This is a genomic window from Xanthomonas euvesicatoria (assembly GCF_013112235.1).
Taxonomy (GTDB): Bacteria; Pseudomonadota; Gammaproteobacteria; order Xanthomonadales; family Xanthomonadaceae; genus Xanthomonas; species Xanthomonas euvesicatoria.
This window is the reverse complement of sequence record NZ_JABFFS010000001.1, coordinates 3518107-3530894: the sequence shown is the minus strand read 5'-3', so window position 1 is coordinate 3530894 and position 12788 is coordinate 3518107. Positions and strand designations below refer to the sequence as shown.

The following is a 12788-nucleotide window of genomic DNA, read 5'->3' as shown; positions in this document are numbered from 1 at the left end:
AGGGCGCTTTGCGGTATCGCTCTCTCTGCGGCGGGAAGATGCGATGCATGTCCGCTGGCGCGTTCTTTGTCTTGCTAGCTCCGGAGGTCATACGTCGACGAAATGACGCCGCAGCCTGTGCCAGCGACTGACCGTGAAGTCCGCACTGCGGTAGTGAACGGGCAGCCCTCCATTCGGCACTCCGCTCTCGCCATTGGTGACGTTGCTTACTCCCACCTTCGTCGAATTCTTGAAGGTGATCTGCGGAATGTCGTGGCCGTTATGCTCAAAGAAGAGGTGGTACGCGACATTCGTCTCTGCCTTGCGGTGCCTGGTGATATCGAAAGACTGCGTGGGTAGGTCGACAGCCAGCTGAGCCCGCACCCAATCGCGCAGCGCCGTGGGGTCATGGTGGGTGACGTGACCCACGATGAGCAGCCTGCGGGGTGTCCCGCTTCTGGCATAGTCAAGAAACTTTGCGGCCCCCTGCGCGGCCATGCCCTTGTCGATCGAGTCGAGCGTCTTCACCGTGACGTGCCAACCGACGAGTTCATCCGGCAACACGACGACTACCGCCACGCATGAACTGACGTTCGGAAAGGCCAGCACGCGACCATGGGCTGCGGTTTCTTCCGTGATGTACTTTGCATTGACCATTTCGGATCCCGTTCTTGTTGATGCAGCGATGGAGAAGCGTCGAAGCACACCTTCTGCAGCCAACTATCACTAGACGCGAACCGACGTTTCGCGTCAGATGCGCGCTGCGCGATTGGGTCTGGCAGCGGACGTCCTCGGATCGCAGCTTTTCTGCAATTGCATGCACGGCCGGCGATCAAATGAGTACGCATCTATCCTCGCGTCTTTTCATAGATCACCTCGTCTCTTCGTACACGACCCATCTGCAGATCGCTTCGATCAGCCTTCCAAAGTCGGCATTGACCGACCTTCGCGTTCCATACCGTGTCACGCGCCACGACAACCGGCTTTTCCTTTCCCACCGTGGCATAAAAGGTAAAAGCTCGACCCAACTGGCCGAGATGGCGACGAACTTCAACAATCATCCATTTCTGGCAGTCCGCGCAGATCGTCATGTTGACTTCGATGGTGATCTCGAATGGCGTTCCGTCCGCGGTCGCCCGTACTTCACGACAGATCCTTGGCCATGCCGCTCGCCAGGCTTTGCGTTCGGCGTGATCGGCGAGATCGTTGACCGGCCCTCCCCGCCTCCCACCACCCATGGCGGCATCGCTGCTGCCGTACTCGATACCATTCAGATACACCGTCGCCTTGGCCACCATGTTTTCTGCCCTCAGAATTCGTAGAAAAAGCCATCCGCCACGGCCGATGCGCGCGAATGATTGATTTTCTTGCCCTCAATCACCCGAGTGAGAAACTGCCGACTGATCTCCGGCAACATCGAGTTAGTCAAAATCGCATCAATCATTCGTCCGCCCGACTCGCTTTCAGTGCACCGCGATACCACCAGCTCCACCACCGAGTGGTCGTACTCGAACGGAATCTTGTAGCGCTCCTCGATGCGCTTCTTGATGCGATTCAACTGCAACCGCACGATCTGGCCGAGCATGTCGTTGCTCAGCGGGTAATACGGAATCGCCACCAGCCGCCCGAGCAATGCCGGCGGAAACACCTTCAACAACGGCTCGCGGATGGCCTTGGCCATGGCTTCCGGGTCGGGTATCAGTTCCGGGTCCTTGCACAGGCTGGCGATCAGGTCGGTGCCGGCGTTGCTGGTCAGGATGATCAAGGTGTTGCGGAAGTCGATGCGGCGGCCTTCGCCGTCTTCCATCCAGCCCTTGTCGAAGACCTGGAAGAATAGTTCGTGCACGTCCGGGTGGGCTTTTTCCACTTCGTCCAGCAACACGACCGAGTACGGCTTGCGTCGCACCGCTTCGGTCAGTACGCCGCCTTCGCCGTAGCCCACATAGCCCGGCGGTGCACCCTTCAGCGAGGAGACGGTATGCGCTTCCTGGTACTCGCTCATGTTGATGGTGATCAGGTTTTGTTCGCCGCCGTACAAGGTTTCGGCCAGCGCGAGTGCGGTTTCGGTCTTGCCCACGCCGGAGGTGCCGGCCAGCAGGAACACGCCGATCGGTTTGTCCGGGTTGTCCAGACCGGCGCGGCTGGTCTGGATACGCTTGGCGATCATCTCCATGGCATGGTCTTGGCCGATCACGCGCTTGGCCAGCAGGTCGGGCAGGCGCAGCACGGTGTCGATCTCGTTGCGCGCCATGCGCCCGACCGGAATGCCGGTCCAGTCGGCGACCACGGCGGCCACAGCCTGGTAATCGACGGTTGGCAGGATCAAAGGCGATTCGCCCTGGAGTGCGGCCAGTTCGGCCTGTACCAGTTGCAGGCGTGCTAACAGCGTGTCGCGATCCACCTGCACCGGTGCATCGAGCACGGCGATATCGCCAGGCGCGCTCTGTTCGGCCTCCGCTTCCAACCCACTGCCAGTTCCTTCCACCGGCGCATTGCCGGCCCGCAGTTGGGCGCGCAGCGACAACAGCTCATCGACCAACGCCTTTTCGGCAACCCAACGCTGTTCCAGCTCGCGCAGGCGGGTATGTTCGCTTTCCAGCAGGTTGGCGCAAGCGGCAGCACGCTCCTCCACCACGATACCAATTGCACGCTCGCGTTCGATGATGGCGTGTTCGGTCTCCAGCGATTCGATGCGGCGGCGACTGTCGTCCACTTCCGCAGGCGTAGCGTGCAGGCTCACCGCCACGCGCGCGCAGGCGGTGTCGAGTAGGCTCACCGATTTGTCCGGCAGCTGCCGCGCGGGGATATAGCGGTGACTGAGCTTGACTGCCGCTTCCAGCGCTTCGTCCAGGATCTGCACACGGTGGTGCTGTTCCATCATCGAAGCGACGCCGCGCATCATGCGCACGGCCTTGGCTTCGTCCGGCTCGTCTACCTGCACGGCCTGGAAGCGCCGCGTCAATGCGGGGTCTTTTTCGATGTACTTCTTGTACTCGGCAAACGTGGTCGCGCCTACGGTGCGCAAGGTACCGCGTGCCAGTGCCGGCTTGAGCAGGTTGGCCGCATCGCCGGTACCGGCCGCGCCACCGGCGCCGACCAGGGTGTGGGTTTCATCCACAAACAGAATGATCGGCTTGGGGCTGGCCTGCACTTCGTCGATGACTGCGCGCAGACGCTGCTCGAATTCGCCCTTCATGCTGGCGCCGGCCTGCAGCAGGCCCACATCCAGCGTGCGCAGCTGCACGTCCTTCAACGCGGGCGGCACATCGCCGCGCGCGATGCGTTGTGCGAAGCCTTCCACCACCGCGGTCTTGCCGACACCGGCCTCGCCAACCAGGATCGGGTTGTTCTGGCGGCGGCGCATCAGGATATCGACGACCTGGCGGATCTCGTCGTCGCGGCCGATGATCGGGTCCAGCTTGCCCTCGCGTGCCTGTGCGGTGAGATCGACCGTATACAGCGCGAGCGCAGCAGTCCCACCAGCGGCGGTTGGTCCGGCGGGAGCGCTGGCCGCCGCAATATCGGTGGCATCGTCCTCCGGCGAGCCGGCGACGATGGCGTCCAGATCGTCGGCCAGCGCCTCTGCGCGCAGCTTGCCGAACTCGCTGGACATGGCCAGCAAGCCGTTGCGCAGGCTGCGCGTATGCAGGATCGCCACCAGCAGGTCGCCGCCGCGGATGCGTTGCCGGCCGTAGCGCAGCGTGCAGTGCACCCAGGCGCGTTCCACTGCTTCTTCCACGCTGGCCGACAGATCGAAATGCCCGCCACCGCCGCGCGGCAGCCGATCGAGCGCTGCGGTCAGGTCCTGCGCAAGTCGCGCCGCATCGAGCGAAAAATGACGCACGATGCGATGCAGGTCGCCGTCTTGCGCCTGCAGCAACTGATGCAGCCAATGCAGCAGATCCACCTCGCGGTCGCCACGCAGCCTGCAGAAGGCGGTGGCCGATTCGATGCCGCGATACGTGGTCTTGTTGAGCTTGCCGAACAAGGCGGCGCGACTGATGTCTGCCATGGGAACTCCAGAAAAGTGGATACAGAGGTCGATCAGGACGGTGCGAGTACAAGCTGGTCGGCATCGCGCGGGCGGCGATAGTGGCCGAGCCAGAGCGACAGGCCGATGCGCTGGCCCTGCCCCATCAGCGGCAGCGGGACGTCTTCGCGCGCCAGCACCAATTGCAGGTCCCAGGCCTGCTCGTCGCCGACGTAGCCGCGTACTGCGGCGGTCAGTACTTCCAGGGCCTGGCCGCCCGGCAGGAACTCGCGGTAACGGGCGATCTCCAAGGGACCGATCCGCAGGCGAAAGCGGTGTTGGGCGTTGCGCGCCGATGCGCCGAGCGTGGCGTCACGCCCCATGCGCGCAGCAGCACGTCCCATCCGCAGCCGTCCTTCTTCGGGTAACGGCAACCAGTTGGCAACGAATTCCTGCACCTGCACGGCGACATCGAACAGGCCGATCAGCACCGCACGCAGGCCTTCGGCATTGCGTGCCTGGGCGACGAAGCGGCCAGCGAAGTGCCGGCGTGCGGCCAACGGCATCGCATCGCGGCCGCGCAGCGCGGGTTGGTCCACGCCGGTCAGCGCATCCAGCCGCGCGCCAAAGCGGTCCTCGCCCGGACGATCCATCTGCACGGTCGGGCGCGCATCGGCCCAGGCGCGGTACCACAGCGCGATCATGCGGTGGTGGAAGATGTCGGCGAAGGCGGCGAAGGTCGGGTCACCAGCCCCTTCGCGTTCGATCGCGTGTTCGGTCAGATGCAGCGGCAGCGCGCCATGCGGGCCGAACAAACCCAAGGCCAGCGTCCGCAGCGTCGGCGGAAGACCGTCCGGGCCCGGTTGCAGGCTGTCGATATCGCGCGGCGGGAACTCCAGCGAGGCGCGCTGCCCCAAGCGCACCGGCTCCTCCAACGGCCGTGCTGCCTGGCCCAGACGCGGTTGCGCCGGATGCTCGCACTCCAGCCGCCGCAACGCTTCGAACAACTCGAAGTCCTGCGGCTGCGCCTCCAGGTGCGCCAGCAACGCTAGAGGATCGGCCGATTGCCGAGATGGGCTGGCCATCGGACGACCTCGTTACGTTCGAGCGTGCACAGCACGGTTTCGGTAAAGGAATTCAGCGATGCCTGGCGGGCGAAGACATGCCGCAGCACCGAGGCGAGCAGGTAGACGCCCTGCCCTTCGAACGCGGCGTCGTCGCAGGTCAAGGTGATCTCCAGCCCGCGGCCATAGGTGGCCGGGCCCGGCACCGGAATGCGGCGCACGATCGGGCGTGAGGCAATGCGGCGCACGCCCTCGACCTGGCGCCGCGCCGCGGCATCGTGCGGGTCGTGGTAGAGCGTGAGCATCTCGCGCACTGCGGTGGCGCCGTCGTCGCCGGCCTCCAGCAGCGAGAGATAGTTCAACTGAAGATGGCTGATCAGGCGCCAGCGGGTATCGCCGGCGGTCACGCCCGAGCGCGGTCGCGTTGGACCGGCCACGCAGCGGATCGCCGCCACCGGGCCGCCATCGTCCAGCACGAAGTCGGTGCTGGATTTGCCCACCGGCATATGCAGCGGCAGATCGCGGTTGCTGCACCACAGCTGCATGCCCAATTGCCGCAGCTGATGCGGATACGGCGCCTGATCGCCATCGACCAGCGACAGGAACACTTCGCTGCCGACGTAGCTCGAGCGCGGCCCGGTGCGGCGTTGCCCGGTCGACAGCCGCCGCGGCTGACGCCGCAGCGCATAAAACGCCGAGCGCCGCTCATGCCAGCTACGCGGCTGCGCGCCATAGAACGGCTCGAAACGCTGCATCGGCGTATTGCCATCGCCGAAGCCCTCGACCTGCTCCACGCCATGGATCTCGAAGTCCATCGGCCGCGTGCGGTCGGCCAGCACATGATGCTCGCAGATGCCGGGCTGCAGATGGATGCGATCGCCGCGCCTGGGGAACAGGTTGATGGCCGGGGTGCAATGCAGGCGGAAATTGCTCGCATCCACGGCATTGTCGAGCCGTTCGACGGCACGATCGAACCACACCACAATCTCGAACTCGGTGCAGGCCGCGCGCGGCAGCACCTGTGCCAGGCCATCGAAGGCGGCGAACAGGAAGCGCTCCGGGCAGGCGAAGTATTCCTGCAACAGACGATAGCCGCTGAAGGAGCGCTCACTGCGCGGCAGCAATGCCTGCTCATCGTCGAAGCCCTGTGGCTGCAGATGCTCGGGGCCGAAGTTGCGACTGAGCACCTGCCCATCCGCGGCGCGGGCACGCACCACGAATCCCAACGCATTGGCATGCAGTTGCTCATAGAGGCTGCCGGCCAGTCCGTCGGCGCCGGTGATGAAGATCGGCAGTGTGTCCAGCGCCAGCATGTCCAGACGCAGCCCGGCATTCACAGTGAAAACCAACCGCAGGCCGGCGCGCGCGCGCGACTCGACCGGCACGCCAAGCGTGGCCAGCGCCGCCGGCGAGGCCAGGTAGCTGGCGGCGGTCAGACGCAGCGGCCACAGCGTCACCGCATGCGCCGTACGATACTCGCAGGCCGTGCGGTCGCCGTGCCCGATCAACGAGCGCAGCGCGCTGCCACGCGGCACAAGATGCCCCGCCGGACCGATGCCCTCGCCCTGCTCCGGTTGCAGCTCCACCACGGCCATCGACGGCACCGGCGACAGGAAGTGCGGATACAGCATGTCCATCAGGTGCTGGGCGAATACCGGTTGCTGTGCCTCCAATTCGAGTTGCACGCGCGCGGACAGAAACGCGAACCCTTCCAGCAGGCGTTCGACATACGGGTCGGCGCACTCGATACCGCTCATGCCGAGCCGGCCGGCCACCTTCGGATACGCCTGCGCGAACTCCGCGCCCATCTCGCGCACATGCTGCAACTCGCGGTTGTAGTGGTGGAGCAGACGCGGATCCATGCTCAGTGCGCTCCGGACGACAGACTGAAGCGACCGGTTTCCAGGTCGAGATCGGTGCGCAGATACAGCGCCAATGGCAATGGCTGCGCCCAGAGTTCGGAGTCGATGACGAAGGACAGCGACATGCGGTCCATGCGCCCGGTATCGACCTTGGCGGTGACCTGCAGGCTGGCCGCAGCGAGCCGCGGCTCGAACGCCACGATGGCGGCGTGGATGCGGTTCTGCAGCTCGACCACGTCCAGTCCGGCCAGGCGCGCGCCGGCCAGATCGGGAATGCCGTAATTGAGCACCGAGGTGGCGACATGCGGATACGCTTGCAGCGCGTCCTCATGCCAATGGCGGGTGCAGTTGAGCAACCAGGTCAGGTCGCGCATGACGCAGTCGCGCAGCTTGGCCGGACCGATCGCGCGCGCGTCGCGGCTCTCGGCCAGCTCATGCCGACGGTCGTCGATCAAACGGTCCAGCAGCGAGGGCTGCAGCCGCTCTTGTTGGGTCAGTTCGGCCATGGCGCTGCCACCGCGGCGGTGTCGAATGCAATATGGCGAATATCGAGCAAGGGGTAGTCGTCTTCGCTGCCGGCCAGCAGGCGTTGCCCCAGACCGCAGGCAGACAGGTCTTCGCCCTGCCAGGTGGTGCGCTTGCCGAGACGGATCGCGCCGTCGTCGCTGTGGTGGCTGCCGGGGTAACGACAAGGCACCACGCCACGGCTGTGCGTGCCGTCGCGCCATTGAATTTCCACCGATTGCCACAGCATGTCGCGCAGACTGCCAGGCACCTCGAAACGCAGGCTGCGCAGTTGGGCGAACGGCAGCCAGGCGTAGCCCGCTTCGAGGATGACCTCCAGGCAAGGCCCAAACCGTGGATCGGCGTCCGCCAACCAGTCGAAACGTTCGCCATCGACGTGCCCCGCGATGGCATCGGCTTGAGTCAGCGCCAGCGCACGCCGTCGTGCGGCCTGCGCTGGCTCGCCGTCGCGATCGTGTTGCAATGCCTGCAGCAGATCGTGTTGCCACTGCGGTACCTGACCAGGCATCAGTGGCATCATCCGACCGGCCAGCACCTGCTCGCGCTCAAGTTCGGCGTCGAGGATGCGCGCATACGCGCCAGCCACGCCGATCCAGGCCTGATCCAGGTCTGCCGCCAGCAGCAACTGCTGCCGCGCCCGCTCCCAGTCGCCCACCACGGCCAGCAGCTGGAACAAGCCGATGCGCGCTTGGGCATCGGCCGGGCATTGCCGCACCCACTCCTTGGCGGTCGCCAACGAGGCCTCGGGATTGTCTGCCTTGATCAGGCGGGCGCAGGCATGTTCGGGATGGATGATGGACATCGACATTGGCGCTCCGGTCGGACTGCGTTGGCTCAGGACTTCTTCACTTCCTGCATGTTGAAGGTGAAGTCCTTGGTGCCGCCCTGCTTCTTGCCCTTGTCGTCCTGCGGCTGGAACGAGTACTTGAACTTGCCGAAATGCAGCGTCACGTTTTCGGTCAGACGATCTTCGCCACCGCTGCCGCCGGTGGACACCGAGGTGATCATCACGCCCTCGCTCAGCTCGATGGTGACGTAGTCGGTCTGCTCGCCGGTGGCGTTGGTCACGTACAGCGTGGCCGAATCCACACGCGCACCCGTGCAGCAGGCATTGAGCAAGGCGTTGGAGCAGCTGTCGACGTACTTGGTGACGGAAATATCCTGCACGTTGGCCTTGCCGCCGGCCGCATAGCCAGCGCCGGTGTGCAGGTTGCCGGTGTTGCTGGTACCCCACGACCAGGCAATGATCGGCACTTCGTCCTTGTGCTTGGAATGGTTGGACGCGCCCTTGATCTCGACGTCGCCCGAGCCGAATTTGAGATGCATATCGAAAGCCATGGAACTTCTCCAGTGGTGGGTGGTGCAGGAAAGGGAGAGCCGACCCGGCGGCTATGCCAGCCGCAGGTCGTTAGTGTTGAAAGCCAAGCCTGAAAGCGGTCAGGCGGCTTGCGCCGATGGCAAGCGCGAGACCAGGCGTAGCGATACCGTCAGGCCTTCGAGCTGGTAATGCGGGCGCAGGTAGAATTTGGAGGTGTAGTAACCGGGGTTACCCTCGACCTCTTCGACCACCACTTCGGCGGCGGCCAAGGGCTTGCGTGCCTTGGTTTCTTCGCTGGAATTGGCCGGGTCGCCGTCGACGTAGTTCATCACCCAATCGGTCAACCAGCTCTGCATTTGCTGGCGCGTGCTGAACGAGCCGATCTTGTCGCGCACGATGCACTTGAGGTAGTGGGCGAAACGGCAGCAGGCGAACATATACGGCAGCCGTGCGCTCAGCGCTGCGTTGGCGGTGGCATCCGGGTCGTCGTACTCCTCGGGCTTGCCCAGCGACTGTGCACCGATGAAGGCGGCCATGTCGGTGTTCTTGCGATGCACCAGCGGCATCAGGCCCATCTTGTCCAGTTCCGCCGAACGGCGGTCGGTGATGGCGACCTCGGTCGGGCACTTCATGTCCACACCGCCATCGTCGGCCGGGAAGGTATGCGTCGGCAGGCCTTCCACCGCCCCACCCGACTCCACGCCGCGAATGCGCGTGCACCAACCGTACTGCTTGAATGAGCGGTTGATGTTGACCGCCATTGCGTAGGCTGCGTTTTGCCAGGTGTAGCGCGACGAATCGGCGCCCTGAGTGTCTTCTTCGAAGTCGAACGCTTCCACCGGATCGGTCTTGGCGCCGTACGGCAGCCGTGCCAGCGTGCGTGGCATGGCCAGCGCCAGGTATTTGGCATCCTCGCTCTGGCGCAACGACCGCCATGCCGCGTAATCGGGGGTGGAAAAAATCTTGGCCAGATCGCGCGGGTTGGAGAGCTCGCTCCAGCTTTCCATCCCCATCAGTCCGGGACCCGCAGCGGCGATGAAGGGCGCATGCGAAGCGGCCGCAATCTGGCTGATGCCGCGCAACGTGTCGACATCCTGCGGGCTGTGGTCGAAGTGGTAATCGCCGATCAGGCAGCCATACGGTTCGCCACCCAGCTGACCATACTCGGCTTCGTAGATCTTCTTGAACACCGGGCTTTGGTCCCAGGCGGTGCCCTTGAAGCGCTTGAGGTTCTTGGCGAGCTCCTTCTTGGACACGTTGAGCACGCGGATCTTCAACTGCGTGTCCGATTCGGTATTGCTCACCAGATAATGCAGGCCGCGCCATGCACCCTCCAGCGCCTGGAACTGCGGTGCGTGCAGGATGAGGTTGAGTTGCTCGGTGATCTTGCGGTCGATCTCGGCAACATACGCATTGATGGTCTGCGCGAGGTCGTCGCTGATGATGTCGCTGCGTTCCAGCACCTGTTCGGCCAGGGTGCGCACAGCCAACCGCACTTCTTCGCCGGCGCGTTCGCTGCGTGGACGGAATTCGCGGGTCAGCAGCGCCGCAAAGTCGTCGGATTGACTGGTTAGCGGCTGGGCATCGGCAAGGTCTTGGGTAGCGGAAGAATTCTGGGTCGCCATGGGGTTACTCATCCGTCGACTTGGGGGCCGCGACCAGCGAGCGCAGCAAGGTGGGATCCTTGATCGCATCGGCGATCAAGCGCTCGGCGCCGGCCTTTCCGTCGAGATACGTGCCCAGATTGGCCAGTTGGGTACGCGCTTCCAGCAGCTCGGCCAGCGGTGCCACCTTTTTCACCACGGCGGTGGGCGAAAAATCGTCCAGGCTGTCGAAGGTGATATCGACAGGTAATTCGCCGCTGCCGGTGAGGGTGTTGGAAACGCTCATTGCCACCCGCGGTTGCATGGCACGCAGCCGGCTGTCGAAATTGTCGATATCGATTTCCACTGCATCGCGTGCTTCCAGCGCCGGCAGGTTTTCTGTATTGGCGCCGGACAGGTCCGACAACACACCCATGACGAACGGAACCTGCACCTTCTTCTGCGAGCCGTAGATCTCGACGTCGTATTCGATCTGCACGCGAGGCGCGCGATTCCTGGCAATGAACTTCTGACTGCTGCTGCGAACGGACATGCGGCCTCCGATGATCTGCGTGGTTGCTGGACGCTGCGGTTGCAGCGGCCGTGTGGCAAAGGCGTATCCCTTGCACCGGATGTGCATCGTGTGCGTTGCCGTCGGCGGAATGAAATCGAACGCCGGGATGGCAGGTATGGGTGTGCGTGATGGGCTTTCCCGCAGGATCCAATGACAACCACAGCGCACGCCGGCGGAGCACTCGAATGCGCTGGCTTCTTCCGTGCGGCATCCAATCGCTGGCTAGCCGCTGCCCATTGCGTCAAGCGGCGAGGCAATCCCCACGGCCACGCATTCGTTCAGGTAATCGCAGTCCGCGCAGCCTTCGATGGGAGTCGGATCTTGCGCACAGCGAATCGCTGGCATATTTCCGAGATGGACACGCGTGGCACGCGCCATGGTTGGACCGTGCGAGCAGGCGGCACGATGCGAGCATGCGTCATGGCATGGCGGCGAAGACGCTGATCACGCTGCGCAATGTCCGCTTGCCTGCATGCAGGCACGCGGACATGGAACTGGGCATCAAGATGATCAGTGCACTATTGCGGGGCAGATAGCTTCAATCGGATGCGTGCATAGGTGCCATACGACCTCACCTCGTGCCGCCTAGGCTACGATCCACGGGCACTACATCACTTGTCCGCTACATACGGATGCAACACCGTCTCTGTCGGGTGCCTCTCATGTCTGATTTGCCGAACTACACGTCTGGCCCATTGGCAGGTTGCCTGTTGGCGTCTTTATTGATGTGTGCGAATGTCGGTTGGGCTGGCGCACCCTCGCCGGTCTCGGGTACGCCACCGAAGGCGGACGTCGATCTGTCCAGCACGTCCTTGCGCGCGCGGGTCCAGCCTGCACACGAAGACAGCCTGAACGCCTTCTCTGGTACCGATCAGCGCGCACAGGCGCATCAGCTAAGCGACCGCGAGTGGGCCTTGGTCGAACGCGCGATTGACGCATTGCCTGCGTTGCACCGTCAGATCCTGCAACAGCGTCTGGCGCGACTGAGCTTCGTTGATGCGCCCTGGAGCCCGGGTACGGCATTGACACGCGAGTACGACGGCGCCGATGGCAAACCGCTCTTCGAGATTACCGTGCGTGGAGATGTCCTCGATACCTCGCTCAGCGACTTTCTGACCGGCAAGGATGCCCGCCTCTTCACTACAGACGCGTCGGGATATCGCATTCAACTGGATGCAGGTGCGGTTCCTGCTCTGGAGTATCTGCTGCTGCACGAAGCAACTCACGTCGTCGACAGCACCTTGAAGATCACCGCCGACGGCGGCCCTTTCCGCGAGATATGGACCGACTACCGCAGCTTGGCCGCTCCACTCGATCGCGGCCCGCTTGCGTCCTCCGTCTACCGGCGCAAACCAGCTCAGCCCCTGTCACAGGCACCGATGCTTTATCGGGCTCTGGCCGAATCTCCATTTGTGTCGTTGTACTCCACCGCTTCGGCAGGCGAAGACTTTGCGGAGCTTATCGCCTGGCGCGAGCTATCGCAGAGTTTCGGTGTCGGATTAACGATCTGGATACGCGACAGCTCCGGCAATGTCGTTGCGCGGTTCGACCCACTCGCCTCGACATCGGTCCAAGCGCGCATGGCCGAGGCAAATGCGCTCCTCATGAAGTTAGAGCGGCCGTGAGGCTTTGACCCATCTAACTTAGGAGATGGCAAATGGCCGCTGCTGCTGAGCTGGATGCCGGTCATCGGCGACCCGTTCACGCTCGCCGCTGGGGTCATGCGCGAGTCGCTGCGTGCGGTGGTGCCTCTGCTGGTCATTGCCAAGACCGCACGCTATGCCGTGGTTGCATGGGCGACGCTTGCGGTTGCGCGATGACTGCCTGCCGTTGCTGATGCTGCTGACCCGAAAGCGCCAGATTCCAGTGCCCACGAGCGCTTAACGCGAACCGCCTATGCTGTCGGCGCTGCA

Annotated in this window: 11 protein-coding genes and 1 pseudogene; 2 read left to right on the top strand and 10 right to left on the bottom strand. The window is 63.9% G+C overall.

Annotated features, from left to right (window positions below):
* Window positions 1-87: 87 nt before the first annotated feature.
* From HLH45_RS15165 to tssB, 10 genes are all read right to left on the bottom strand, one after another.
* Window positions 88-636: a hypothetical protein gene (locus HLH45_RS15165; protein WP_008577831.1), complete on the bottom strand. Its 549-nt coding sequence runs from the start codon at window positions 634-636 to the stop codon at window positions 88-90.
* 191 nt (window positions 637-827) lie between these two features.
* Window positions 828-1277, bottom strand: coding sequence for a hypothetical protein (locus HLH45_RS15160; RefSeq protein ID WP_008577830.1), 450 nt, complete (start codon window positions 1275-1277; stop codon window positions 828-830).
* A gap of 11 nt (window positions 1278-1288) precedes the next feature.
* Window positions 1289-3991 carry a type VI secretion system ATPase TssH gene (gene tssH, locus HLH45_RS15155; protein ID WP_046933272.1) on the bottom strand — a complete coding sequence of 901 codons (2703 nt, stop codon included), beginning with the start codon at window positions 3989-3991 and terminating at the stop codon, window positions 1289-1291.
* 32 nt (window positions 3992-4023) lie between these two features.
* Window positions 4024-5034, bottom strand: a complete 1011-nt coding sequence (tssG, locus tag HLH45_RS15150) for a type VI secretion system baseplate subunit TssG (RefSeq protein ID WP_008571951.1) — start codon at window positions 5032-5034, stop codon at window positions 4024-4026.
* Window positions 4998-6875: a type VI secretion system baseplate subunit TssF gene (tssF, locus tag HLH45_RS15145; RefSeq protein WP_008571950.1), complete on the bottom strand. Its 1878-nt coding sequence runs from the start codon at window positions 6873-6875 to the stop codon at window positions 4998-5000. The genes tssG and tssF overlap by 37 nt, the downstream gene beginning before the upstream one ends.
* Before the next feature lie 2 nt (window positions 6876-6877).
* Window positions 6878-7381 carry a type VI secretion system baseplate subunit TssE gene (gene tssE, locus HLH45_RS15140; RefSeq protein ID WP_008571949.1) on the bottom strand — a complete coding sequence of 168 codons (504 nt, stop codon included), beginning with the start codon at window positions 7379-7381 and terminating at the stop codon, window positions 6878-6880.
* The gene (locus HLH45_RS15135; RefSeq protein WP_033478590.1) at window positions 7369-8202 is read right to left on the bottom strand and encodes a type VI secretion system accessory protein TagJ; all 834 of its coding nucleotides are present in this window, start codon (window positions 8200-8202) and stop codon (window positions 7369-7371) included. The genes tssE and HLH45_RS15135 overlap by 13 nt, the downstream gene beginning before the upstream one ends.
* A 32-nt stretch (window positions 8203-8234) precedes the next feature.
* On the bottom strand, window positions 8235-8738 hold the full coding sequence (locus HLH45_RS15130) for an Hcp family type VI secretion system effector (RefSeq protein WP_008571946.1): 504 nt from the start codon (window positions 8736-8738) through the stop codon (window positions 8235-8237).
* A 99-nt stretch (window positions 8739-8837) separates the two neighbouring features.
* Entirely contained in the window at window positions 8838-10355 is a 1518-nt protein-coding gene (tssC, locus tag HLH45_RS15125; RefSeq protein WP_033478588.1) for a type VI secretion system contractile sheath large subunit, read from the bottom strand.
* Window positions 10348-10854 carry a type VI secretion system contractile sheath small subunit gene (gene tssB / locus HLH45_RS15120; protein ID WP_033478592.1) on the bottom strand — a complete coding sequence of 169 codons (507 nt, stop codon included), beginning with the start codon at window positions 10852-10854 and terminating at the stop codon, window positions 10348-10350. Before tssB ends, tssC begins: the two co-directional genes overlap by 8 nt.
* Before the next feature lie 683 nt (window positions 10855-11537).
* Here tssB and HLH45_RS15115 point away from each other — a divergent pair.
* Entirely contained in the window at window positions 11538-12500 is a 963-nt protein-coding gene (locus HLH45_RS15115; protein WP_033478586.1) for a hypothetical protein, read from the top strand.
* A 27-nt stretch (window positions 12501-12527) separates the two neighbouring features.
* Window positions 12528-12695, top strand: a pseudogene (locus HLH45_RS15110) (DedA family protein); the annotation flags it as partial.
* Window positions 12696-12788 lie beyond the last annotated feature (93 nt).